Raw genomic sequence first — 24343 nt, 5'->3', positions numbered from 1 at the left:
GGTCGGAAAACGCGGGACCCATGAGAGCGCTCCCAACCCGGGTTCGTCAAGTAACGAAAAGATAACGCACCTCGGCGTTTACGCTGCCTGAGATCATGTGCTACAGATGTAACCGGTTACAGCATCGGAGGTCAGCATGGTCACCGCCCGCGAGATCGCGCAGCTCTGCGGCGTTTCCGTCGCGACCGTTTCGCGGGTGTTCAACCGCCCCGCGACGGTCAGCGAGGCGACCCGCGCCCACGTCGAGCGGGTCGCCCGGGAACTCGATTTTTCGCCGAACGAGTCGGCGCGGGCGCTGTCGCGGCAGCGCTCGGCGATGATCGGGCTGGTCTGGGACACCGACCACCGGCGGCCCGGCTGGCGGCACCCGTTCCTGCAGGACCTGTTGCTGGGCCTCAAATCCGCGCTCAGCTCGCACGGCTACCACCTGCTGCTGCTCGCCACGAGCGACGACGCCCGCAACCGCCACCCCGGGGTGTCGCTGGCCGACCCGGTCGGGTACGTCGGCATGACCCGGCGCCACCACCTGGCCGGGCTGGTGCTCATCGACAGCGGGACCGACGCCGAAGCGTTCGGCACGTTCGCCCAGTCGGGGCTGCCGTGCGTCGCGGTGGACGTGGCCCTCTCCGGCCCGCGGGCGACCTACGTGACCTCGGACAACGCCGCCGGCGCCGCCGAGGCCGTCCGGCACCTGACCGCCCTCGGGCACCAGCGGATCGCCACGATCACCGGCCCGCGCGGCAACGCGCCCGCCGCCGCCCGCACCGAGGGCTACCGGCGCGGCCTGGCCGAGGCGGGGCTGCCGGTGCGCGAGGACTACGTGGTGACCGGGGACTTCTACCGCGAGAGCGGCTTCGTCGGCATGCGCCGGCTCCTGGCCCGCAAGGACCCGCCCACGGCGGTGTTCGCGGCCAGCGACGAGATGGCGGTCGGCGCCCTGCTGGCGGCCCGCGCGGCCGGGCTCAGGGTGCCGGACGACCTGGCGGTGGTGGGGTTCGACGACATCGAGGTGGCGTCCCTGGTGGACCCGGCGCTGACGACGGTGGCCCAGGACAAGCCGGGGTTCGGCACGGCGGCGGCCGGCGCGCTGCTGGCGATGATCGAGAACGTGGGCGCCCCGGAACCGGTGCGGCTGCCGACCAAGCTGGTCATCCGCGACTCCTGCGGCGCCTGAACCTCAGCTGCCTCGGTACTCGGTGCGGATCTCGTCGAGGACGCGCTGCGCTTCGGCGGCTTCGCGGCCACGCGCGCGGGCGAGGGTGACGAGTGTCTTCCACAGCGCCCAGCCGCGACCGCGGGCCCACGTGGCGTCGTCGATCGCCAGCCGCTCGCGGAACACCCGGCGGCCGTCGGCGGTCAGCAGCGTCCACGCGATGGCCACGTCACAGGCCGGATCGCCGGTGCCGCAGCTGCCGAAGTCGATGACCGCGGTCAGTTTTCCGTTGTGCAGCAACAGGTTTCCCGCGGCAACGTCGCCGTGGAACCAGCGTGGCACGCCGTCCCACCGCGCGTCGAGCGCGGCCCGCCAGATTTCGCCGGTCAGGTCGTCGAGCCGGTGCCGGACCAGCGCGTCGTAGGTGAGCAGGGTGCCGCCGCGGAACCAGTTGTGCTTGCCCGGCCCGGGCGCGCCGACGGGGTCGACGTCCTGCAGCGCCGCCAGGAACCCGGCCAGATCGGAGGCGAACGCGACGGGGTCGGCGATCCGATCCGCCCTGGCCTGCTCTCCGTCGAGCCACGGGAGGATCGACCACGGGAACGGGTAGTCCGCGCCGGGTTTGCCTTCGGCCAGCGGGACGGGGATCGGCAGCGGCAACCGCGGCGCGAGCACCGGGAGCCAGCGCTGTTCCTTTTCGACCGCCAGCGCGTACTCGGCCGCGCTGGGCAGCCGCGCCGACATCGCGTCGCCCAGGTGGAAGGTCCGGTTGTCCCAGCCGCCGTTCGCCACTGGCCGCACCGGGAGCCCCGCCCACTGCGGGAACTGCTCGGCGACGAGCTGTCGCACCTGGTCGGCGGTGACCTCGAGGCGCCGGGGCGGCGGGCCGAGGCTCATCGGGCGGTGACCTTCGCGTCCCAGTCGATGTGGTGCGCGTAGACCCAGCCCGGCTTTTCCCCGACGTCCTCGCCCGCGCTCGACGCGACCAGCTTCTCGACGCGCTCACGGCGGAGTTCTTCGTACGCCGCGAACGCCGACGCCGGGTCCGGCAGGTCACGCAGGCACTGCGCGAGGACGACGCTGTCTTCGATCGCCATCGACGCCCCTTGGGCGTCCGCCGGGGCCGCGGCGTGGGCGGCGTCGCCGACGAGCACCATTTCCGGCGTCGACCAGATCCGCGTCCGCGGGACGTCGTAGGAGTGGCCGCCGAACACCTCGCCGCCCGTCGCGGCGATGATGTCCGCGCAGGGCAACGGTTCCCCGGCGAACGCCGCGTGCGCGAACTCGCGCCACCCCGCCGGGGTGACCGCCGCGACCTCCTCGCGGGAGCGCTCGGCGTCGGGGACGCGGGCGAACCAGTACGTGGCGCCGTCCGGGTCGGTCGTGAACCCGAAGGCCGCCTTGCTGCCGCGGACCATCCGGTAGATCCCGGCCGCCGACGGCAGCCCGGGCGCACGCGTGTAGCCGTAGACGATGGTCTGGCCGGTGTAGCGCGGCGCGGCGGCGTCCGGGTCGATCAGCTTCCGGACCACCGAGTGCAACCCGTCCGCGCCGACCAGCAAGTCACCCGTTTCGGTGGTGCCATCGGCGAATTCGGCCGAGACACCGCCCCCGTCCGGCTTCGCGCCGACCAGGCGTTTGCCCCGTTCGAGCGGGACGGCCCGGCGCGCGGCTTCGTCCTGCAAGACGCGGTAGAGCGTCGCGCGAGTCAGGGTGCGTGGCCCGTCGAGGCCTTCGGTGCCGAACTCGCGGCGCCCGGCGGTCTCCCCGGTCGGGAGGACCAGCTCGACACCCTGGGCGGCGAACGAGCTGTCGATCACCGGCTGGTCGGCGCCGATCGCGCGCAGGGCGTCCATGCCGTTGTGCATGATCGTGAGGAACGCGCCGATGTCGTCCCCGCCCGCCGGGTAGGCCTCGAACACGACCGGCTCGTGCCCGGCGAGCTTCAGCGCCATCGCCGTGACCGTGCCGGAGATCCCGCCACCCGCAACCAGTACCCGCACCCTGCTCCCCCTCGTGGACTCCGCGTGCCGCCGTCCACGACGTTACCGTGACGGCGGCACGCGGGGTTCACTCCTTCGCGCCACTGGTGGCGATGTCGCCGTTGAGGCCGCGCGGGAAGAAGCCGCCCGAGGACACCTTGTCCGGGTTGAGGTAGGCGATGTTGAGCACGCGGTCGGCCGACCGCCCGAACGCGATGCCGTTGGCGTCCGCGGGGACGAGGTTCGCCTTGCCGTCCTTGAGCACGCCTTCGTCGTCGTCGGCCTTGCCGTCGAGGCTGTCGCGGGCGTCGGAGATCTTGTTCGTGACGTCGCCGAGGCCGCGTTCGAACAGCTGTCCGCGCACGATGCCCGCGTGGTAGGCCTCGACCGCGAGGATGCCCGCCGCCGCGTCGAGGAACGTCTTGTTGTTGACCAGCGGCGCCGCGCCCTTGTAGGCGGACACGCCGACGTCTTCGAACAGGTACGCGGCGAGCAGGAAGTTGTTCTCGCTCGCGAACGGGTCGAACGTCTGGCCTTCCTTGATCAGCCCCGCGGCCTGCATGGCGGCGGTGAAGCTGTTCTGGAAGTCGATCTCCGGCTGCGCGACGGCCGCCTTGTCGAGCGCCTTGCGCAGGAAGTTCACGTGCGCGACCTCGTCGCCGGCGATCTCCTGCACGATCTGCTTGGTGTGCTCGCTCTTGAACTTGACCGCGTGCCCGCCGGAGACCTTGCCGAGGTTGCCGATGCCGTTGACGTACTTCTCGTTCAGCCCGTAGCCGTAGACGGCGAACGAGTAGAGGTTCGCCTCCAGGTACTCCAGGTTGAGCGCGAAGTTCAGCACGGCGGCGTCGCTCGCCGCCTCCTTCGCGGCGTCGCCGCCCTGCGCGCCGTACTGCTGCGTGGCACCGGCCGAGCCGAGGCCCAGCGACAGCGCTGTGCCGAGCGCACCGGCGCCCGCGACGCCGAGCCCCGCCGCTCCCGCAGCCTTGAGGAAGCGGCGGCGGTCGGTCGCGTTCTCCGCGCTGCGCTCGATCAGCTGCCGTGTGTAGCGTTTTCCGAACACCGGGGGACGTCCTCTCGTGACGAGTTCGTCCACCTCACCCAACGGTGATACGTACCTGGACGGCCCCCGGCTCGGTCAAATCGGGAAAAAGTTCTTCCTTCTTCCGTTCCCGCAGGTCAGCCGCGTTCGGCGACGGCGAGCCGGACGCAGACGGCCAGCGCGCGGACGGCCTCTTCGACCTCGGCGAGCTTCGGGAAGGTCGGCGCGATCCGGATGACGGCGTCGGCCGGGTCGGCCCCGTGCGGGTGCGTCGCCCCGGCGGGGGTCAGCGCGACACCGGCCTCCTTCGCCAGCCGGACGACCTCCTTCGCGGTGCCCGCGGGCACGGTCAGCGTGACGAAGTAGCCGCCGGTCGGCTTGGTCCAGGACGCCAGGTCGGCCAGCTCCTCGGTGAGGATGCGGTCGACGGCCGCGAACTTCGGCCCGATGATCTCGGCGTGCTTGCGCATGTGCGCGCGGACGCCGGCTTCGTCCTTGAGGAAGTGGGCGTGGCGCAGCTGGTTGACCTTGTCCGGGCCGATGGTGCGCTTGCCGATGTTGCCGGTCCACCAGGCGAGGTTGGCCTCGGAGGCACCGAAGAACCCGACGCCGGCCCCGGCCAGGGTGATCTTGGAGGTCGAGCCGAAGACGAACACGCGGTCGGCGTTGCCGGCCTCGGTGGCCAGCGCCAGCAGGTCGGCCAGCTCCGGCTCGTCGTCGGTGAGGTGGTGCACGGCGTAGGCGTTGTCCCAGAAGATCCGGAAGTCCGGCGCCGCGGTCCGCATGGTGGCGAGCCGCTTCACGACGTCGTCACTGAACGTGACCCCGGTGGGGTTGCTGTACTTCGGCACGCACCAGATCCCCTTGACGGCGGGGTCCTCGGCGACCAGCGTCTCGACGGCGTCCATGTCCGGGCCCTCGTCGGTCATCGCGACCGGGACGAGCTCGATGCCGAACCGCTCGGTCAGCGCGAAGTGCCGGTCGTACCCCGGAACGGGCGCGAGGAACTTCACCTGCGGCTCGTCGGCCCACCGGCGCTCGGCCCCGGGCAGCTTGCTCAGCAGCGCCTGCACGACGGCGTCGTGCATGAGCTCGAGGCTGGAGTTCCCGGCGGCGAGCAGCTGCTCGGCGGGAACCTGCAGCGCACCGGCGAAGACGCGGCGCAGCTCGGCCAGGCCCTTCAGGCCACCGTAGTTGCGGACGTCGGTGCCGTCCTCGGCCTTGAAGGAGCCGTCGCCGGGAAGGCTCAGCAGCGCGTTCGAAAGGTCGAGCTGCTCGGGCGACGGCTTGCCACGGGTGATGTCCAGGGAGAGGCCTCGGCCGACCAGGGCCGCGTAGTCGCTGCGGGCCGTGTCGACGTCGACGGAAGCAGTGGTCATGGCGTCAACGCTAAACCCGGCGTCGATACCATTTCGGGGCGGGTCCTGGCTAGGGTGGATCGTGTGCACCTAGTCGTCCACGCCGACCAGCGCCAGTTCTCGTTGCGCGACTCGGCTTCCCGCCTGACCGGCAGCGGCTGGACCCCCGCCGCCCTCGACCACCGCATCGCCTCGGAGGCCGGCGGCATCGCGATCGTGACGGCCCGCTCGGACATCGTGGAGTCATCGGTCACGTTGCTGCCGTCGGCGCCTTCGCTGCTTTCGGACGCGGAGCACGTGGTGGAAGCGGATCTTCCGGTTCCGAGCGGGAAAGTCGTGATTTCCGGGCCCGCGGACTATCCGTCGCAGGAAAAGTTCTTTTCGGTGTTGCCGGGGTTGTACCGGGCTCGGGTTTCGTACGTGCCGGCCGGGCCGCCGTCGGCGACGTGGAACGAGCACGAGTTCGGGGAGCATTACCGGTACGTGGTGGAGTTGTGGCCGGTTTCGGGTTCTGCGGGGGTCGAGGTGCTGCGGCAGGGCGCTTCGGTGTGGGACGGGTGAGGTTTCCGGTGCGCCTCGGGGCGGGGCTGGGCTCGGTGGCGGTCGGGACGAGTGCGTGGCGGGTTGATCGCGGGCTGGTGGACGGTCGGAACTGGGTGGGGGCTCGGGCGAGTGCGTAACTGGCGGATCGTGGGCGCGAAGTGCAGGACTGGCGCCGGAGGTCTTGTGAGGGCTCGGAGGCCGCTGCACGTGGCGGGCGATCATCCACATGAAGGCGCAAGACGGTCGGGCGACTGGAGCAGAGCCGGTCGGTGATCGGCGCCGGAGGAACGCGCGAAGGCCCCGGCACGAAAGACGCGGGCATGGGCGGGTGATCGTGGACGTGCGGGTAGGCCCGTAGCCGGTGGCTGCGGGCCTGTCCTGTGTTCGGTTGTCAGGCTGCGAATGGCAGTGGCTGATGCAGGTTGTTGCGCCGGGGTTTTCGGCGTTTGTCCAGGAACCGTGGCGGCAGGAACTCGGGGTGACCGTCGGTGGCGATGCGGACCTGCCAGCCGGAGCGGTGCAGCAGCCGGTGGTGGTGTCCGCAGAGCAGGACGAGGTTGGTCAGGTCGGTGGGGCCGCCGTCGGCCCAGTGCCGGATGTGGTGTCCTTGGCAATGTCGGGGTGGGCGGTGGCAGCCGGGGAACGCACAACCCCGGTCACGCAGGAACAGCGCCCGCCGCAGTCCGGGTGAGATGAGGCGGCGGGCTCGGCCGAGGTCGAGGGGTTCGCTGGTGGTGCCGAGGACGGCGGGGATGAGTTTGCAGTCGCAGGCGTGGATGCGGGCTTCGGCGGCGGAGAGCAGGCCGGTGTCGCCGAGGGTCGCAGTGCCGAGGCCGGACTGTAGGTCGGTGAGGGAGACCGCGACCATGACGTGGGCGCGTTCCCCGGCCTGGGTCGGCAGTTCTGGGGAGTCGAGGGCCAGGTCGAGAGCGTCGGAGAACGCGTCGCCGTAGCGTTCCTGCGGGGAACGCAGGTCGGGGCCGTCGTCGGCGTGGCGGCGTTCGGCCAGGGTGTCGAGCAGGGCGTGGGCGCGGGTGCCGGTCTCGTCGTCGAAGCGGCCGGACAGTTCCCAGGTTCCGGTGCGTTTGCGGCGCAGCGATAGTTCGCGGGTGGGGGTGGCGGGCTCGGTGTCCGCAGGTTCGGGTCCGTCGGGGTCGAGGTGGGCCACGATCCGCGCGCCGAGGGCGGCGACTTGTTTGTGGCCGTTGTCGGCGGCGAAGGCCAGTAGGTCTGCTTCGGCGGTGTCGCGGTGCTCAGGAGGGATTGCGGTGAGGGTGGTGATGATGGTGTCGATCATCGGGGTGCTCAGCCCTCCGGTGAGGGCGGCGGTACCGGTGGCGGGAGCGAGAGCAGGCGCGGCGTCGAGAGAGCGGCTGGGGTGCAGGGCGTGGGCACGGGCGACGGTCCGCACTGCGGCAGCACGGGGGACGTCGGCGAGATGCTCGTAAAGCCGCGCCACAGAACGGTATCCGAACAGTTCCTGCACCCCGCGGGACTCGATTTCCACGAGCACCGCACCAATTTCCGCCTCAGCGGACCGTACGACGGTGAGCAGGGTACGGAGGCGGTCGGCCAAGACCTCCGCGTCCGCTTGCCACACCGCTTCTGTGTCCACGCACCAAGATTACCGGCGCCCGAACGCGTGTTCATCACTCGATCAGGGTAACTGTTCAGGCCATTTCGATAGTTGTTGGCAGCCAAGGGTTTCCGGTGACGGCGTCGCGGAGTGCGGTGATGATGTGCAGGCCGTTCTTGCGGGCGGTGGAGATGTAGCCGCGCACGCGCAACCACACCTGGGCGCCGTGCTGGGTGCGCCAGCCGCCGGAGATCTTCAACTGGGCCTTGATCATCCGTAGGTCGCGTTCGGCTTGGTTGTTGGTGAACGGGACGGTGAGGTCGCGAGCGAACAGCAGCACTTGGTGCTGGTAGTCGCGCAGGCGTACCAGCAGGTTGCGGGTCTTGCTTTGCTTACGATGCCGGCTCGGTGGGTGCAGCAGCAGGCCGAGATGGATGGTGCGGACGAACCGGGAGATCAGCGGATCGACGATGTGGGCGGGGATGGCGTCCAGGCCGTCGTCTCGCGCGGCATGGGCAGCGGTGTTGAGTACTTCGAGGGTTTTGATCGCGATCGTGGGCCACGTGTGCTCGGGGTGTGCTTCGCCGGCCGCGACCAGTTCGCGCAGGTGGTGGGCGTTGCAGCGGGCGTGTTTGCGTCCGAAATCTTGATACGACATCAGCCCGTCATGGACGGCGACACCCCGGAAGTAGTTGAGGATCCCGAACTCGTCCATCGCCTCGCCACCACGCTGCCGGTGCGGCATGTAGGCGGTCAGGTGTGGGGTGCAAGCCACGTGCAGCCACCAGTTCTTCCCGTCGACCCGGATGCCGGTCTCGTCGAAATGTGCCACCGGCGCTGCCCGCAATGCCTGCTCGACCTGCTCGGCGAACCCTTCGAGGTTGGCGGCGACGGGGGTGAGGACACCGGCGACCCAGCCGGTCGACACCGGCAACCCCATCAGGTCCGCCAGCAGCTGCGCGGTCCGCGCGACCGGGATGTGCTGGAAGGTCAGCAGATACACCGCCAGCGCGGTCACGTTCGGCCCGTAACACGCGGGTGCGGTCGCCTCGGCCGGCGCGGGCGCGGTGGTGACCTGGTGGCAGCCGCGGCAGCGCAGCCGTTGCAGGCGGTGCTCGGTCAACGACGGGCGCACCTCGGGCAGGTCCACCACCTGCCGCCGCATCACCCCCGCACGATCAGTGCGGCGCAGACCTGCACCGCATCCTGAACACGCCGACGGCGCATGCTCGACGATCCTGTCCGGGTTCTCGACCAGCGACAGGTTCGCACCAGGCGCACCGGGCTGCTTGCCCTGCTTGCGGCCGGTCCTGCTACGCAAAGACTTCGGGGCGGGTTTGGCGAACCGGTCCGACGATGGCGGCATCGAGGAGTTACCCGAGTTCGTGCCCAACCGCCGCTTGAGCGCAGCGACTTCGGCCCGCAACGCGGCGATTTCCTCCCGCGCATGCGCGAGCTCTACCGCCTGCGCTGCGACCAGCGCGGCCAGCTCGTCATACGACGGACGAACACCTTCCCCCACAACAAGATCATCCCACAGGCCCGCTCACAGCCCGAAAACGACCTGAACAGTTACCGATCAGGTGGCAAAAACCTACAGAGCAGTCAAAGAAGAAATCTTCCACTGCCCATCAACCCGACGAGCCGTCACAGCCAACTGAGCCACCGAAGACGAAAGCGCCCCACCCGGACCCACCGTCTGCTGATCCAGGAACAACAACAAAGAAGCATCGTCGCCGACGAGAGAACGCACCCCGGCAGCCCGGACCGTCGTGGTCCGGACGAGCTTCTCCGCCGCCGCCCGAGTACGAGCGGAAGCGAACTGGCTCTGGTACTGCCCCACCGCGTCGCCGGTCAGCACCTGGGAAGCCGCGCGCTCGGTCCGCGCCAGATTCGCGTAGTCATAGGAAAACACCGCCTTCACCGCATCGCTCACCTCAGCCGAAACCGAAGCGGTCGCCGCGGAATCCACCAGAGCCTGGTTCGAACCGGGGGACAACGACGCCGTCTCCACGCCGAACCACACCGCACAGCCCAAGGCGACCACGACGATCGCGGACAGCACGCGGATCACGAGCCCGCCGCCTGCACACCGGCGATCTTCCAGCCGGACGCAGACCGCGAAACGTCCACCGTCAGCCGGTTCAGCCGCGGGGACACCGGACCGCCTCCGGTCGAGACCCGGACGTCCAGCACCGCCAGGAGCCGGGCCGAACCCGCGGCGACGTCGATCTCCGTCACCGCCGCCTGGACCAGGGAGGCCGTGGACACCGTCCGAGCAGTGGTGGCGCGGTCGATCTGCAGCTGGCGGTCGCCCGACAGGTCCTTTCCGTACTGGCCGGTCGCCGCCGAGATCCAGCGGTCGACGTCCGCTGCCGCCGAGTGGTAGTCGATCGTGTTCAGCGTGACCAGCTGGGGTCCCGCCGCAGCGAGCACGGCGTCGCGCTCGCGGCCGCGGGCGGCTGAGTCGTCGGCCGCCGCTCGCCACCACGACCAGCCGGAAAACGCGGCCGCCAGCACCGAAAGGACCGCGAGGACCACGAGGAGGCGGAGCTTCACGGCGCGCCCAGCAGCCGGCCGAGGCCGCCCGACGACGGGCCCGTCAGCAGGCTCAGCATCCCCGGCAGCGGCTGCGGGGCCGAAGCGGCGGTCTGCGAAGGCGCGGCCGGGATCGCGGGCGGCTTCCCCGCGTAGGGCGCGTTCTGGGAGCCGCGCACGCCGGTCGGGCTGCCCGGCGGCTCGGCGCAGTAGGCGTTCATGTTCACCGGCGCCTCGGACTCGTCGTTCGCCGGACGCTGCTTCGTCCCTTCGTAGCCCTTCGTGCACGAAGCCGGGTCGAAGAAGTTGAACACCACGCCCAGGTGACCGGTGCCGTCCGGGGACGTCGACGGCGAGAACGCCCCGATGATCGGGTACGCCACCAGCAGTTCCTCGATCGAGTCCTTCCGGGACGTCGTGATCTGCGCCGTGGTGAGCAGGTTCGCGAACAGCACGCCCAGATCGGTGCCGGACGCGGCGAGCACGTCGCTGATCTGCCGGCTCAGCTGCGGCGCTTCGGCGATCACCCGCCGCAGGTCCGGGTCGGACTTCTTGAGCTGGCCCGAAATCGTGCGCAGGCCGGAAGCGAAGTCGGTGATGTTCGCGGCCTGCCGCTGCTGCGTGTCCAGCACGACCCGCGAGTTCGCGAACAGCCCCTGCGTCTGCGGGATGTACTGGGTGGCGACGGCGGTCAGCGAGCCGGTGCTGTCCAGCAGCTGCTGCAGTTCCGGGCCGGCACCCGCGAAGGCGTTGTACGTCTCGTCGACGACCGTCCGCAGCGAGTCCGGGTGCACGCTCGCCACGAGGTCGTCCAAATGCGACAGCACGGTGTCCGGCGACGGCGGCAGCGACGTCTTGTCCGCCGTGATCACCGAGCCGTCCGTCAAGAAAGGACCGCCGTCGTGCAAGGGAAGCAGGTCGACGAACTGCTCCCCCACCGCCGACCGGTTCGCCACCTGGGCGTGCGCGTCGGCCGGGATGTCCGGGGCGCCGGCGTCGATGTCGAGGGCGACGTCGACGCCGTGCTCGGTCAGGGTCATGCCGGTCACGCGCCCGACCGTCACCCCGCGGTAGGCGACCTCGGAGTTGACGAAGATGCCGCCGGAGTCGGTGAGCTGCGCCGTGACGACGTAGCCGCGGTTGCCGAACAGCCGGTCCAGCCCGGCGTACCGGCCGCCGGCGTAGACGACCGAAACCACCGCGATGACGACGAACGCGAACAGCTGGATGCGGATCTTGCGGGAGGTCACCGGCCACCCCCGATCAGCCCGAGCAGGCCGCCCAGCAGGTTGGGTCCGGCGGCTTGCGGGCCGGAACCCAGGTCGGGCAGCGGCAGCGGCGGCGCGACCGGCGCCTGGCCGCCGATGGTCTGGGGCAGCGCGATCGGCGGCTGCGACGAGTTCGTGAAGTTCTGGATCAGCGTGTCGAGATCGAGGTTCACGTTCGCCTCGACGTTCGCGTAGTCGCCCTTGATCACGTTGCCCGCGTAGTCCGGGAACGGGTAGGTCAGCAGGATCTGCAACGCGTTCGGCAGGTTCTGGCCCGCCTCGCCGAGCTTGGTCAGCGTCGGCTGCAGCGCCTTGAGGTTCGCGACGAGCTGGTCGCGGCTCTTCGTGACCGTGTCCACCGCGACGCCGGACAGCGTGTTCAGCGCGTTCAGCATGCCCACGAGCTGGTCGCGCTGGTCGGTGACGATCTTCAAGCCCGGCGCCAGGTTGTCCAGCGCGTTCGACAGGTTCTGCGTCTGCCCGGTCAACGTCTTCGACAGCTTCGCGAGCCCGTCGATCGCGCGGACGATCTCGGTCCGGTGCCCGTCGAGCTGCGTGGCCAGTTCGTCCACCCGGGACAGCAGCGCGCGGATCTCCGGCTCGTTGCCCGAAAGCGCGTCGTTGAGCTCGTGGCTGATCTTCTGGATCTGCTCGACGCCGCCGCCGTTGAGCAGCAGCGAAAGCGCGCCGAGCACCTCCTCGACCTCGGGGTTGCGGTTGGTGCGCCCGAGCGGGATCTGCGCGCCGTCAGCCAGTTTTCCGGCGGCCGGCTCGGCCGCCGGCACGCTCAGCTCGACGAACTTCTCCCCCAGCAGTGAAGACTGCTTCAGCTCGGCGCGGGCGTTGGCGGGCAGCGCGATGTCGCCGTTCACGGTCATCGCCACCAGTGCCGACCGCGTGTCCGGCGTCAGGGAAATCTTGTCGACCCGCCCGACGGCGACGTCGTTGACCTTGACGCTCGACTGCGGCACCAGGTCCAGGACGTCGGTGAACAGCGCGGTCACGTGGTACGGGTGGTCGCCGACGTCGGCGCCGCCGGGCAGCGGCGTGCCGTAGAGGCCGTTGAACCCGCCGTCGCTGCAGCCGGCGAGCACGAGCAGCCCGGCGAGCACCCCTGCGAACCGCTTCACTTCGCACCACCCGAAAGCTGCTCCATGACGTCGACGAGCGGGAGGGGCAACGGCGGGAGCGTGCCGTTCTGCAGGGAGTTGAGCACCTGCGGGATGGTCGGCAGCTTCAACGCCCCGTCCAGCACCGGCGCGAGCTGCTTGCAGATGTTCCCCAAGGTGTCCGGGAGCTGCTTCGGCGTGAACGAGCTGATCAGCCGGCAGACGGTGAGGATCGGCGGGTTGGTCAGCTCGTTCAGGTTGTCGCGGACGGCGATCGTGCCCGACGCGGCGTCGTAGGAGTTGATGAAGTTGGTGGCGCCGGTCGGGGCGATGTCGAGCACCTCGGCGAGCGCGGCCCGCTGGTCGACCAGGACCTTCGACAGCGACGCCAGCTTGTCCACATTGGACTCCAGCGCCGCCTTGTTGTCGTTGACGAACGTCTGGACGTCGCCGAGCGCCCCGCCGAGGGACTGCAAAGCCGCGCCGACGTCGGAAGAGTCCGCCGCGAGGAACTGGCTGACATCAGCGACGCGCCCGTAGAACTCGTTGAGCTGCTGGTCGCTCTGGGCCAGGGCGCCGGTGAAGGAGTTGAGGTTCTGCACGGTCGAGAACAGGTCGTCCTTCGAGCCGTCCAAGGTCTTCGCCAGTTCGGCGAGCTGCCCGACCGTCGAATTCAGCGAAGCGCCGTTGCCCTTCAACGTGTTCGCGGCGGTGTCCAGGACACCGGACAGCGCGCCGTCCTTGTTGGCGCCGTTCGGGCCCAGCGCCGTCGACAGCTTGTCCAGGCTCGAATACAGGTCGTCCAGTTCCACCGGCGTGGCCGTGCGGTTCTTCGCGAGCACCGTCCCCGAAGCGAGCACGGGACCGCTGTCGTAGGCCGGGGTCAGCTGGACGTACCGGTCGCTGACCAGGCTCGGCGCGACGACGACCGCGCCGACGTCGGCGGGCAGGGACACGTCGTCGTCGACGCGCATGTCCACGCGCACGGCGTCGCCCTGCGGCGTGACGTCGGTGACCTGCCCGACCGGCACGCCGAGCACCCGCACCGACGAACCCGCGTAGAGCCCGACGGTCTTGCCGAAGTACGCCGACAGCGTCGTGCCGGTGGCCGCGCGGAACACCAGCCACAGTCCCGCGGTCAGCAGCAACGCCAGCACGCAGGCGAACGCCAGCCACGTCACCAGGCTGCGGCCGCGGTAGGTGCGGATCGTCATCGGCCGCCCACCCCCTGGTTCGGCGCCGCGATCGGCGGGGTGCAGCCTTCGGGGTTGATGGTCACGACGCCGGCGTTGATCGTCGGCGGCAGCAGCCCGCACAGGTAGCCCTCGAACCAGCGGCCGTTGCCGGTGGCGTTCGCGCCGACGCGGGCGAACGGCGCCATCAGCTGCAGGCTCTTGTCGAGGTTGCCCTGGTTGCGCTGCAGGATGTCGGTCACCTTCCCGAGCTTGTCCAGCGTCGGCTTGAGCTGCGCGCGGTTGTCCTGGACGAGCCCGGTCAGCTGCTGCGACAGCTGCTGGGTGCCGGTGAGCAGCGCGTTGATCGCCTTCTTGCGGTTCTGCAGTTCGCCCAGCAGCAGGTTGCCGTCGCTGATCACGCGCTGCAGCTGGGCGTTGCGGTCGGACAGCGTCTTCGACACCTGGCTCGTGTTGGCCAGCAGCGTGTGCAGGTCCGCGTCTCGGGACGAGACCGTCTTCGCGAGGGACGACAGCCCGGTCAGCGTGTCCTTCAGGTACTGCGGGCTGTCCTTGAGGCTGTCCGACAACGCGTTGAAGCTGTCCGCGAGCTGCTTCGTGTCGATGTCGCCGACCGTCGTCGACAGCTGCTCGAAGGCGTCCTGCAGCTGGAACGGCGTGCGCGTGCGGGCCTGCGGGATCGTCGCGTCCGGCTCCTGCGTGCCGCCGCCCTTCGGGTCGAGCGCGAGGTACTTCTCCCCCAGCAGCGTCTTGATCTCGATGGACGCCGTCGTCGCGTCGCCGACCCGGACGTCCTTCACGCGGAACTTGACCAGCACCTGCTTGCCCGCGAGCTTCACCGAGGACACCGTGCCGACCTTGACGCCGGCGACCTCGACCTCGTTGTCCGGCGCCAGCCCGGCGGACTCGCCGAAGTACGCCGAATACGTCGTGCCGTTGCCGAAGAACGGGAGCTGGTCGGAGAAGTACGTGGTGGCCGTGACGAGCACGATCAGCACGAGCGCGACCGCGCCGACTCCCGCCTGGTTGCGTTCCTTCAGCGGCTTCACGGACCACACCTCTCCGCGCGCTGCGTGCCGGGGATCGGGACGATCGGCAGGGTGATGTCGAGCGAGGAAATGCCGATGGTGCCGGTGATCCCGCACAGGTAGTAGTTGAACCAGCTGCCGTAGCTCAGGGTCCGGGTGAACTTCTGCAGGTTGCCCGGCAGCACCTCGAGCAGGTGGTTGAGCAGCTCACCGGAGTCGCCGAGGTTCTGCGAAAGCACGCCGAGCCGGGCGACGTCGTCCTTGAGCGCCGGCCGCGCGTCGGCGAGCAGGCCCGTTGTGGACACCGCGAGGTCGCCGAGCGCGCTGACCGCGTCGCCGATCGGCTTGCGCTGCTCGGCCAGGCCGCTGACCAGCTTCTGCGTCTGCTCGATGAGGTCGCCGAGCTGCGGGCCGTGGGCGTTGACCGTGCCGAGCACGGTGTTGAGGTTCGCGATGACCTGGCCGATCACCTGGTCCTTGCTCGCGATCGCCGTGGTCAGCGACGCGGTGTGCTGCAGCAGGCTGGTGATCGTGCCGCCCTCGCCCTGGAAGACGCTGATGATCTCGGCCGAGAGCTGGTTGACGTCCTGGGGGCTCAAGGCTTTGAACAGCGGCTTGAACCCGTTGAACAGCACCGTGAGGTTCAACGCGGGTTTCGTGCGCTCGGGCGGGATCGTGCCGCCGTCCGGCAGTGCCTGCTGCCCGGGGACGTCGGTGCCGAGCGCGAGGTAGCGCTGGCCGACCAGGTTGCGGTACTTGATCGTCGCGGTCACCGTCTCCGGCAGCCGGTAGGCGTGCTCGACGTCGAACCGCACCTGCGCCAGGTTGCGCTCGCCCTCGACCACCTCGATCGCGTCGACCTGCCCGACCTTGACCCCGGCGATGCGGACGTCGTCGCCTTCCTTGAGCCCGGACGCGTCGGTGAACTTCGCCAGGTACCCGGACGTCTCGCCGAAGTTCGTGTTCGCGATGGTGGCCGCGAGGATCCCGGTGAACAGCACGGTGACGACGGCGAAGACCGCGAGCTTGATCAGGGCGGGGACGAAGCTCCTCACTTCAGCTCCACCTCCGCCCCGCGGTAGAGCGGCCCGACGAGCAGGCCCGCCCAGCCGGGCACGTCACCCGGCGCGGTGCCCAGCGCGGGCGAGGCGAGCAGGTCGATCAGGTCGTTCTCGTAGGCCGAGCCGACGATCGTGCCGTCCCCGCCGATCGCGCCGCCGCCGGCGGGCAGCTCCTCGGGCGGGTACTTCGGCGGCGGGGGCTTGGTGGAGCCGTCCTTGATCGCGCCGTCCGGCGGGTACTGCGGCCACACCCCGGGGTGCGGGACGCTCGGGTAGCAGCGCGGGCCGCGCTTGTCCTCGTACTTCGGCTCGTCGACGCCGGGGAGGTACTTGCCGCGGCTGGCGGCGAACTCGATGGTGACCCGGCTGACCTCGGGGTGCGCGGTGCCCTTGCCGAACGCCAGCTCCGCGCGCGGCACCGACTCGGCGAGCTGCCGCATCAGGCACGGGTACTCGGGCGCGTATTTCGCGAGGACGTCGAGCGTCGGCTGGATCGCCGTGGTGAGCCGGATCAGGTTGTCCTTGTTGACCTGCAGGAAGTTCGTCAGGTCCACGGAAGCCGCGGTTACGGTGGCGTAGAGGTCGCTCAGCTGCGCGCGCTGGTCGACGATCGTCCGGCTCGTCGTGGTCAGGTCGGACAGGGCCTGCAGCAGGTCCGGCGCCGCCTTGTCGTAGGTGTCCGCGACGTTCGCGAGGCCGGTGATGTCGGCCTTGACGTCCGGCAGCGACGGGTTCAGCTTGCCGAGGTAGTCGCTCAGCTGCACGAGGGTCTGGCCGAGCTGCTTGCCGCGGCCTTCGAGCGCGGTCGACACCGCCGTCAGCGTGCTCGACAGCTTCTCGGGCTGGACGGCCTGCAGCAGCGGCATCACGTCGTCGAGGACCTTCTGCAGCTCGATCGCCGCGCTGCTGCGGTCCTGCGGGATGACGTCGCCGGCCTGGATCGGGCCATCGGAGGTCTCGGGCAGCTGCAGGGCGACGTACCGCTCGCCGAACAGGGTCTTGGGCAGCAGCCGTGCCGAGACGTTCTTCGGGATGACGTGCGTCTTGTCCGGGTCGAGGGCCAGCTCCAGCTCGGCGTGGTCGCCCTTCGCGAGCACCGACCGGACCTCGCCGACGAGCATGCCGCGGACCTTGACGTCACCGCCCGTGCGCAGCTGGCTGCCGACCCGGTCGGTCTCCAGCTTCACCAGCGTCACCGGCGTGAACGCCTTGTTGTACACGGCGAGCGTGAACGCGATGAACAACGCGGCCACGAGCAGGAAGGCGAGCCCCAGCACCTGGTACCGGAGCCGCTGCCAGAGCTCGCGCCTCATCCGGAGATCCTCACCGTCGTGTTCGCGCCCCAGATCGCGAGGGACAAGAAGAAGTCCAGCACCGAGATCAGCACGATCGACGTCCGCACCGCGCGGCCCACCGCCACGCCCACGCCGGCCGGGCCGCCGCTCGCGTTGAAGCCGTAGTAGCAATGGGACAGGATCACGAGCACGCTGAACACGATCACCTTCCCGAACGACCAGAGGACGTCGCCGGGTGGCAGGAACAGCGTGAAGTAGTGGTCGTAGGTGCCCGCGGACTGGCCGTAGAGCCAGATGGTGATCTGGCGGGACGCGAGGTAGCTCGACAGCAGGCCGACCGCGTACAGCGGGATCACCGCGGCGACGCCGGCGAGCACCCGCGTGGTCACCAGGTACGGCATGCTCGGCACGCCCATGACTTCGAGCGCGTCGATCTCCTCGGAGATCCGCATCGCGCCGAGCTGCGCGGTGAAGCCGCAGCCGACGGTCGCGGACAGCGCGAGCCCGGCCGACAGCGGCGCGACCTCGCGGGTGTTGAAGTAGGCGGAGATGAAGCCGGTGAGCGCGGCCGTGCCGAGCTGGTTGAGCGCGGAGTAGCCCTGCAGGCCGACGATGAGACCGGTGAACAGCGTCATCCCGATCATCACGCCGAGTGTGCCGCCGATGACGGCGAGACCGCCGGTGCCGAAGCAGACCTCGGTGAGCAGCCGCAGCGTTTCCCGGCCGTAGCGGCGGATGGTGCGCGGCGACCAGGCGAGCGCTTTCGCGGCGAACGCGAGCTGCTTGCCGAGGCCTTCCAGGCTCTGCCCCGGCCGCGCGATGTACTCGAGCGTCCGGTCGGTGGTGTCGAGGGGCTCCGCCGTCATCACATGGCCTTCGGCGGGACGATCCGCAGGTAGATCGCGGTGAGCACGACGTTGATGAGGAACAGCAGCAGGAACGTGATGACGACGGCCTGGTTGACCGCGTCGCCGACCCCCTTCGGCCCGCCAGCCGGGTTCAGCCCGCGGAACGCCGCGACGACCCCGGCGACGAAGCCGTAGAGCAGCGCCTTGATCTCGCTGACCCAGAGGTCGGGCACCTGGGCGAGGGCGTTGAAGCTGGCCAGGTACGCGCCGGGCGTGCCGCCTTGCAGCACGACGTTGAAGAAGTAGCCGCCGAGCACGCCGACGACGCTGACCAAGCCGTTGAGGAGCACCGAAACGACCATCGCGGCGAGCACGCGCGGCACGATGAGGCGCTGGATCGGGTTGACGCCCAGCACTTCCATGGCGTCGATCTCTTCGCGGATCTTGCGCGCGCCGATGTCCGCGCACACCGCGCTGCCGCCGGCGCCCGCGACGAGCAGCGCCGTGATCAGCGGGCTCGCCTGCTGCACGATGGCGAGCGCGCTGGCCGCGCCGGTGAACGACTGGGCGCCGATCTGCGCGGTCAGCGAGCCGAGCTGGAGCGCGATCACCGCGCCGAACGGGATGGCCACCAGCGCGGTCGGCAGGATCGTGACGCTGGCGAAGAACCAGCACTGCTGGATCCACTCGCGGAACTGGAACGGCCGCTTGAAGATCGCCCGGAGGACCTCCCACGACAGCGTCGCCAGGCGGCCGACCTGGGTCAGGGCCGCGGTTCCCGGGAGCGTGCCGGTACTTTCGCTCACCACACCTCCCAGTAGGTCGTCGCTGACCTCCGAGTGTTCTCCATACCCGGCGACCGATTTTCGTTAGCGGTGTTAACCGATCAGAAGTTCAACGCGTGCGAGGCCGTGGCTCCCCCGTCCGCGACGAACTCCGCCCCGGTGCAGTACGCGCTTTCGTCGCTGGCCAGGAACAGCACCAGCTTCGCGATGTCCTCCGGCTGCCCGACGCGGCCGAGCGCGACCTTCTTGCCGACGTAGGACATGTCGACCTTCTGGCCGCCCGCCGCGGTCGAAACCATCTGGGTATCGATCGCACCGGGGTGCACGGAATTGACCCGGATGTGCTTCTTGCCGAGTTCCATCGCCGCGACCTTGGTCATCCCGCGGATCGCGAACTTGCTCGCGGTGTAGGCGATCAGGTACGGCATCCCGGCCAGACCCTCCACAGAGGACACGTTGACGATGGAGCCACCGCCGGCGGCGGTCATCGGTTCAACGACCGAGCGCATCCCGAGAAACGCCCCGATCTGGTTCACCCGGATCACGCGTTCGTAATCGGCCAGCGTCGTCTTGCCCAGCTCGGAGAAGTGGAGGATGCCCGCGTTGTTGACCAGCACGTTCGGCGCCCCGAACTCGGTGACCACGCGCTCAACGGCGGCCGCCCAGTCGTCCTCGCTGCCGACGTCGAGGTGCTGGTAGACGGCTTGCGCACCGAGCTCGGCGGCGAGCTGCTTGCCCTCGTCGTCGAGGATGTCGGCGACCAGCACCTTCGCGCCCTCGGCGACGAACGCGCGGGCCGCGGCCTCGCCCTGGCCGCGCGCGGCCCCGGTGACGATGGCGATCTTCCCGTCCAGCCTCACGACTCCTCCAGGATTTCGGTGGCGGCGAACATCCGGCCGGGATCGCGCTCGGCGAAGAACGCGCTGACCGACGTCTCGAGCTCGGCCAGGCTCCAGCGCCGCTCGATCCGCGGCGCTTCGACCAGGGAGACCGTGCCGCCGTGCACCACGAACACCTGGCCGTTGACGTGCTCGGCGGCCGGCGAGGCGAGGTAGGCGACGAAGGGGGCGACGTGCTCGACCGAGAGCGGATCGGCGCCTTCGGCAGGGGCGGCGCCGAACACGCCCTCGGTCATCGCCGTCCGCGCGCGCGGGCAGATCGCGTTGGCGCGGACGCCGTACTTGGCGAGGCCGCGGGCGGCCGACATGGTGAGCGCGGTGATGCCCGCCTTCGCCGCGGCGTAGTTGGGCTGGCCGGGCGAGCCGATGAGGAACGCCTCCGACGCCGTGTTGACCAGCCGGCCGTACACCGGCTTCCCGTCCGCTTTGGACTTCTCGCGCCAGTGCCTGGCGGCGTTGCGGGACAACAGGAAGTGCCCGCGCAGGTGGACGCGCAGCACGGTGTCCCAGTCGTCGTCGGACATCGAGAAGAGCATCTTGTCGCGCAGCACGCCGGCGTTGTTGACCACGATGTCCAGCCCGCCGAGGTCGAGCGCGGCTTGCGTGAGCGCGTCGGCCGTGGCCCGCTCCCCCACGTCGCCGGCGACCGCGACGGCCGTGCCGCCCGCCGCTTCGATCTCTTCGACGACGTCTTTCGGTTCGCCGATGTCGTTGACGACCACCGCGGCGCCGCCGGCGGCGAGCGCGAGCGCTTCGGCCCGGCCCAGCCCCGCGGCGGCGCCCGTGACGATCGCGATCCTGCCGGTCAGGCTCACCGCGAGGCCTCCTCGTCGAGTCCCAGATGTCGGGCCTAGACTAGAATCTGTTCTCGGTTTGGGCAAGCCTTTCAGTGAACGGCGCTAACCGACGATGAACAGGGCGTTCTTCGGACATCCCTTGATTGCATCGGAAACACGTTCTACCTGATCGGCCGGGACCGGGCCCGGCTGGACCACCAGGTTCTCGTCGTCGTCGAGGTCGAAGACGTCCGGGGCGAAGCCCACGCACACCGCGTTCGCCTCGCAAGCCAGTCGATCAACGCCGATCTCCATGCTTCCTCCACCGCGCCGGCCCTGGTACAACTAGAACAGGTTCTACTATAACGCCGGATCGGGGTGACGGGTGCGGATCGACTACACGCCGGAGCAGCGCGCGCTGGCCGTCGAACTTCGGGAGTATTTCACCGAGCTGATGACGCCCGAGCGTCGTGAAGGCCTCCGGTCGGGCGGCGGCGAATACGGCGACGGCGCCGCCTACAAGGAGATCGTGCGGCAGCTGGGCAAGGACGGCTGGCTCGCGCTGGGCTGGCCCCAGGAGTACGGCGGGCAGGGCCGGCCGATGCTCGACCAGCTCATCTTCACCGACGAAGCGGCCGTCGCCGGGGTGCCGGTCCCCTTCCTGACGGTGAACACCGTCGGGCCGACCATCATGCGCTACGGCACCGACGAGCAGAAGGCCTCCTACCTGCCGAAGATCGCCGCGGGCGAGCTGCACTTCTCGATCGGCTACTCCGAGCCGGAAGCCGGCACGGACCTGGCTTCGCTGAAGACGCGCGCGGTCCGCGACGGCGACGAGTACGTCGTCACCGGGCAGAAGATGTGGACCAGCCTGATCGAGTACGCCGACTACGTCTGGCTCGCCGTGCGGACCGACCCGGAGGCGAAGAAGCACCGCGGGCTGTCGATGCTGATCGTGCCGACGTCGTCGCCGGGGTTTTCGTGGACCAAGGTGCACACGGTCGCGGGCGCGGGCACGAGCGCGACGTACTACGACGAGGTGCGCGTGCCGGTGTCCGCGCGCGTCGCCGAGGAGAACGCGGGCTGGCCGCTGATCACCAACCAGCTCAACCACGAGCGCGTCGCGCTGACGTCCGCGGCGCCGGTGCGCAAGGCGCTGGCCGACGTCCTGGCGTGGGCGAAGGAGACCGGCGCCATCGAGCAGGAATGGGTGCGGCTGCACCTCGCGCGGGTGCACGCCGGCGCGGAGTACCTGAAGCTGCGGAACTGGCGGATCGCCTGGGCGGCCGCGGCGAGCGAGCTCGGCCCGGCGGAGGCGTCGGCGACGAAGGTGTACGGCACGGAGTTCGCGATCGAGGCCTACCGGCTGCTGATGGAGGTGCTCGGTGCGGCCGCCGTCGTCCGCGAAGGGTCGCCGGGCGCGCTGCTGGCCGGGCGGATCGAACGGCTGCACCGGTCGGCGCTCATCCTCACCTTCGGCGGCGGCACCAACGAAATCCAGCGGGACATGATCGCCGCCACCGCACTCGGCCTGCCCGTCACGCGCTAGGAGCCCCTCATGGACTTCACCCCCTCCGAGGCGTCGGCCGACCTCGCCGCGCTGAGCCGGCGGATCCTCGCCGGCAAGACCACCCACGACCCGCACGGCACCGGCGGCTTCGACGCTCCGCTGTGGACGGCGCTCGGCCAGGCGGGCGTGCTGGACGCGGCGCTGCCGTCGTCGCTCGGCGGCGGCGGGTTCGGCCTGCTGGAGCAGTGCGCGGTGCTGACCGAGATCGGCCGCGCCGTGGCCGCGGTCCCCTACCTGCCGTCGATCACGATGGCGGCGTCGGCGCTGGCGGAGTTCGGCACGCCGGAGCTGGTGGACCGCTGGGTGCTGCCGGTGCTGCGCGGCGAGCGCGTCCTGGCCGTGGCGCTGTCCGGGTTCACCTCCGCCGGCGGCAAGCTGTCCGGCACCGCGCCCGCGGTCGCGTCCGGCGCGTTCGCGCACGGGTTCCTGGTCGCCGCTGCGGACGAGGTCTTCCTGGTCGACGCGGCCGCGCCCGGGGTCTCGGTGCGGCCGCAGCGGACCACCGATCACGCGGACGCGTGCCTGCTGGAACTGTCCGACGCCCCGGGGATCTCGCTGGGAGACATCGCCGGGTGGCTGCGCCTGCGCGGAACCGTGGGCGTCTGCGCGCAGCAGCTCGGCGTCGTCGAACGGGCGCTGGAGCTGACCGCGGCGTACGCCGGCGAGCGCAGGCAGTTCGACCACGTCATCGGCGGGTTCCAGGCGGTCCGCCAGCGCCTCGCGGACGCGTACGTCGACGTCGAAGCGGTCCGGCTGACGACCCTGCAGGCCGCGTGGCGGCTGGCTTCGGACCTCCCCGCGACGGAGGCGGTGGCGACGGCGAAGTTCTGGGCCGCGGAGGCGGGCCACCGGGTGGCCCACACGGCGGTCCACGTCCACGGCGGCGTCGGCATCGACGTCGACCACGTGGTGCACCGCTACTTCACGGCGGCGAAGCGCCTGGAGTTCGAGCTCGGCTCGGCGACCTCGCAGCTGCTGGCCCTGGGCGACGCACTCGCGGACGGCTAAGCGGCGTACGCCCAGAACTCGCGCATCAGCGGGGTCGGCTCGGGGCTGGTCAGCTCGACCTGGGTCAGCAGCACCGAAACCGTGCCGGTCGACGGGACGACGTGCCACGCCGTTCCGGCACCGCCGACCCAGCCGTAGCGGCCCGCCACCTCACCGGGCCGCCGCGGCTCGACGTCCACCGAACCGCCGTACCCCCAGCCCTGGCCCCGCAGGAACTCCCGCCCCGCGGCCCGCTGCGCCGGCGTCAGGTGGTTCGTCGTCATCGCGCGCACCGACCGCGGCGACAGCAGCCGCCGCTCACCCGCCGTGCCTTCGGCCAGCAGGAAGCGGCCGAACGCGAGCAGGTCGTCGGCGGTCGAGACGAGCCCGCCGGACCCGGACGGGAACGACGGCGGAGTGCTCCACCGGCCTTCCGGCGAGTCGATCAGCCGGAGCCCGTCCGCACCGCGCCGGTACGCGCTGGTCAGCCGGCCCAGCGCCGCCGTCGGCACGGTGAACCCGGTGTCGGCCATGCCCAGCGGCTCGAACAGGTGCTCCGCCAGGAACTCCGGCAGCGGACGGCCGGTGACCCGCGAGATCAGCACACCCTGCAGGTCCGAGCCGGTGTCGTAGAGCCACGCTTCGCCCGGCTGGTGCAGCAGCGGCACCTGCGCCAGCGCGGCCAGCCACCCGTCCGCGGCGAGCCCGCGCGGCGGCGCCGCCGGATGGCCGAGCACCTGCAGCAGCAGATCGACAGCGGGCAGCGTCATGTCGGCGGCGAGCCCGTACCCGCACCGGAAGGTCAGCAGATCGCCCACGGCGATCGGCCGGACGGCGGGCACCACGTCGTCCACCGGGCCGCCGGGGGTCCGGACGACGACGGGCGACGCCAGCTCCGGGAGCCACCGCGCGACGGGGTCGTCGAGGGTTAGTTCGCCTTCGTCGACGAGCAGTAGTAGCGCCGCGGCCACGATCGGTTTGGTGAGGGAGGCGATGCGGAACAGGGAGTCCCGCGCCATCGGGAGTGTGCGCTGGGCATCGGCCGAGCCGACGGCGGCGGCTTCGACCTGGTCGCCGTGGGCGACGAGCGCGACGGCGCCGGGGAGGTCCGCCGCGTGGCGGGACAGGAGCCCGGTGAGGGTCGGCGGGCCGGTCCCGGGGGCGGGCGACGTGGCTGGGCCGGCCGTCGTCGCCGAGCCGGTCTCGGGAGCCGGGCCGGCCGGCGTCGCCGGATCAGCCGGCGTGGACGGGTCAGCCGCCGGGGCCGGATCGGGCGGCCCAGCCAGGCACGCTGGCGCGGCCGAACCGGGCGACCCAGCCGGATCGGGCAGC

The 24343-nt window shown here is 70.5% G+C and carries 24 protein-coding genes; 4 read left to right on the top strand and 20 right to left on the bottom strand.

Features of this window, described 5'->3' with window-relative positions:
- The first annotated feature begins 136 nt into the window (after positions 1-136).
- Positions 137-1174 (top strand): LacI family DNA-binding transcriptional regulator, encoded by a 1038-nt coding sequence (locus AB5J73_RS24900; RefSeq protein ID WP_370972775.1) that lies wholly within the window; start codon positions 137-139, stop codon positions 1172-1174.
- A gap of 3 nt (positions 1175-1177) precedes the next feature.
- On the opposite strand, the gene AB5J73_RS24895 is transcribed toward AB5J73_RS24900, so the two are convergent.
- From AB5J73_RS24895 to AB5J73_RS24880, 4 genes are all read right to left on the bottom strand, one after another.
- Complete coding sequence (locus AB5J73_RS24895) at positions 1178-2050, bottom strand: aminoglycoside phosphotransferase family protein (protein ID WP_370972772.1); 873 nt, start codon at positions 2048-2050, stop codon at positions 1178-1180.
- The gene (locus tag AB5J73_RS24890; RefSeq protein WP_370972769.1) at positions 2047-3156 is read right to left on the bottom strand and encodes an FAD-dependent monooxygenase; all 1110 of its coding nucleotides are present in this window, start codon (positions 3154-3156) and stop codon (positions 2047-2049) included. Before AB5J73_RS24890 ends, AB5J73_RS24895 begins: the two co-directional genes overlap by 4 nt.
- A 67-nt stretch (positions 3157-3223) precedes the next feature.
- Positions 3224-4198 (bottom strand): ferritin-like domain-containing protein, encoded by a 975-nt coding sequence (locus tag AB5J73_RS24885; protein WP_370973310.1) that lies wholly within the window; start codon positions 4196-4198, stop codon positions 3224-3226.
- A 116-nt stretch (positions 4199-4314) separates the two neighbouring features.
- Positions 4315-5556: an aminotransferase class I/II-fold pyridoxal phosphate-dependent enzyme gene (locus AB5J73_RS24880; protein WP_370972766.1), complete on the bottom strand. Its 1242-nt coding sequence runs from the start codon at positions 5554-5556 to the stop codon at positions 4315-4317.
- Between the two features lie 63 nt (positions 5557-5619).
- Between AB5J73_RS24880 and AB5J73_RS24875 the strand changes: the two genes are divergently transcribed.
- Positions 5620-6096: a hypothetical protein gene (locus tag AB5J73_RS24875; protein ID WP_370972763.1), complete on the top strand. Its 477-nt coding sequence runs from the start codon at positions 5620-5622 to the stop codon at positions 6094-6096.
- A gap of 373 nt (positions 6097-6469) precedes the next feature.
- On the opposite strand, the gene AB5J73_RS24870 is transcribed toward AB5J73_RS24875, so the two are convergent.
- The 15 genes from AB5J73_RS24870 to AB5J73_RS24800 all read right to left on the bottom strand — a co-directional run bounded on the left by AB5J73_RS24870 (position 6470) and on the right by AB5J73_RS24800 (position 20769).
- Positions 6470-7693, bottom strand: a complete 1224-nt coding sequence (locus AB5J73_RS24870) for a DUF222 domain-containing protein (protein WP_370972760.1) — start codon at positions 7691-7693, stop codon at positions 6470-6472.
- Positions 7694-7748: 55 nt separating this feature from the next.
- The gene (locus AB5J73_RS24865; protein WP_370972757.1) at positions 7749-9176 is read right to left on the bottom strand and encodes an IS66 family transposase; all 1428 of its coding nucleotides are present in this window, start codon (positions 9174-9176) and stop codon (positions 7749-7751) included.
- 72 nt (positions 9177-9248) lie between these two features.
- Entirely contained in the window at positions 9249-9728 is a 480-nt protein-coding gene (locus AB5J73_RS24860; protein WP_370972754.1) for a hypothetical protein, read from the bottom strand.
- Positions 9725-10213 (bottom strand): hypothetical protein, encoded by a 489-nt coding sequence (locus AB5J73_RS24855; RefSeq protein WP_370972751.1) that lies wholly within the window; start codon positions 10211-10213, stop codon positions 9725-9727. The genes AB5J73_RS24860 and AB5J73_RS24855 overlap by 4 nt, the downstream gene beginning before the upstream one ends.
- Positions 10210-11442 carry an MCE family protein gene (locus tag AB5J73_RS24850; protein ID WP_370972748.1) on the bottom strand — a complete coding sequence of 411 codons (1233 nt, stop codon included), beginning with the start codon at positions 11440-11442 and terminating at the stop codon, positions 10210-10212. The genes AB5J73_RS24855 and AB5J73_RS24850 overlap by 4 nt, the downstream gene beginning before the upstream one ends.
- Positions 11439-12590, bottom strand: coding sequence for an MCE family protein (locus AB5J73_RS24845; RefSeq protein WP_370972745.1), 1152 nt, complete (start codon positions 12588-12590; stop codon positions 11439-11441). The genes AB5J73_RS24850 and AB5J73_RS24845 overlap by 4 nt, the downstream gene beginning before the upstream one ends.
- Positions 12587-13783: an MCE family protein gene (locus AB5J73_RS24840; protein ID WP_370972742.1), complete on the bottom strand. Its 1197-nt coding sequence runs from the start codon at positions 13781-13783 to the stop codon at positions 12587-12589. Before AB5J73_RS24840 ends, AB5J73_RS24845 begins: the two co-directional genes overlap by 4 nt.
- Positions 13780-14811 (bottom strand): MlaD family protein, encoded by a 1032-nt coding sequence (locus AB5J73_RS24835; RefSeq protein WP_370972740.1) that lies wholly within the window; start codon positions 14809-14811, stop codon positions 13780-13782. Before AB5J73_RS24835 ends, AB5J73_RS24840 begins: the two co-directional genes overlap by 4 nt.
- On the bottom strand, positions 14808-15845 hold the full coding sequence (locus tag AB5J73_RS24830; RefSeq protein WP_370972737.1) for an MCE family protein: 1038 nt from the start codon (positions 15843-15845) through the stop codon (positions 14808-14810). The genes AB5J73_RS24835 and AB5J73_RS24830 overlap by 4 nt, the downstream gene beginning before the upstream one ends.
- Positions 15842-17164, bottom strand: a complete 1323-nt coding sequence (locus tag AB5J73_RS24825; protein WP_370972734.1) for an MCE family protein — start codon at positions 17162-17164, stop codon at positions 15842-15844. The genes AB5J73_RS24830 and AB5J73_RS24825 overlap by 4 nt, the downstream gene beginning before the upstream one ends.
- Positions 17161-18012: an ABC transporter permease gene (locus AB5J73_RS24820; protein ID WP_163046676.1), complete on the bottom strand. Its 852-nt coding sequence runs from the start codon at positions 18010-18012 to the stop codon at positions 17161-17163. Before AB5J73_RS24820 ends, AB5J73_RS24825 begins: the two co-directional genes overlap by 4 nt.
- Complete coding sequence (locus tag AB5J73_RS24815; protein ID WP_086859821.1) at positions 18012-18800, bottom strand: ABC transporter permease; 789 nt, start codon at positions 18798-18800, stop codon at positions 18012-18014. Before AB5J73_RS24815 ends, AB5J73_RS24820 begins: the two co-directional genes overlap by 1 nt.
- An 80-nt stretch (positions 18801-18880) precedes the next feature.
- The gene (locus tag AB5J73_RS24810) at positions 18881-19639 is read right to left on the bottom strand and encodes a glucose 1-dehydrogenase (RefSeq protein WP_370972730.1); all 759 of its coding nucleotides are present in this window, start codon (positions 19637-19639) and stop codon (positions 18881-18883) included.
- Positions 19636-20493, bottom strand: coding sequence for a 3-oxoacyl-ACP reductase (locus AB5J73_RS24805; protein WP_370972727.1), 858 nt, complete (start codon positions 20491-20493; stop codon positions 19636-19638). The genes AB5J73_RS24810 and AB5J73_RS24805 overlap by 4 nt, the downstream gene beginning before the upstream one ends.
- Before the next feature lie 84 nt (positions 20494-20577).
- Positions 20578-20769, bottom strand: coding sequence for a ferredoxin (locus tag AB5J73_RS24800; RefSeq protein ID WP_370972724.1), 192 nt, complete (start codon positions 20767-20769; stop codon positions 20578-20580).
- Positions 20770-20839: 70 nt separating this feature from the next.
- Between AB5J73_RS24800 and AB5J73_RS24795 the strand changes: the two genes are divergently transcribed.
- Positions 20840-22003 (top strand): acyl-CoA dehydrogenase family protein, encoded by a 1164-nt coding sequence (locus AB5J73_RS24795; protein ID WP_370972723.1) that lies wholly within the window; start codon positions 20840-20842, stop codon positions 22001-22003.
- Between the two features lie 9 nt (positions 22004-22012).
- Complete coding sequence (locus AB5J73_RS24790) at positions 22013-23032, top strand: acyl-CoA dehydrogenase family protein (RefSeq protein ID WP_370972720.1); 1020 nt, start codon at positions 22013-22015, stop codon at positions 23030-23032.
- Here the strand turns inward: AB5J73_RS24790 and AB5J73_RS24785 are convergent.
- Positions 23029-24138, bottom strand: coding sequence for a serine hydrolase domain-containing protein (locus tag AB5J73_RS24785; protein ID WP_370973308.1), 1110 nt, complete (start codon positions 24136-24138; stop codon positions 23029-23031). The genes AB5J73_RS24790 and AB5J73_RS24785 overlap by 4 nt on opposite strands.
- Positions 24139-24343: the final 205 nt, after the last annotated feature.

The sequence above is a fragment of the Amycolatopsis sp. cg9 genome, from assembly GCF_041346945.1.
Classification (GTDB): Bacteria; Actinomycetota; Actinomycetes; order Mycobacteriales; family Pseudonocardiaceae; genus Amycolatopsis.
This window is presented reverse-complemented; position numbering and strand designations above follow the sequence as displayed.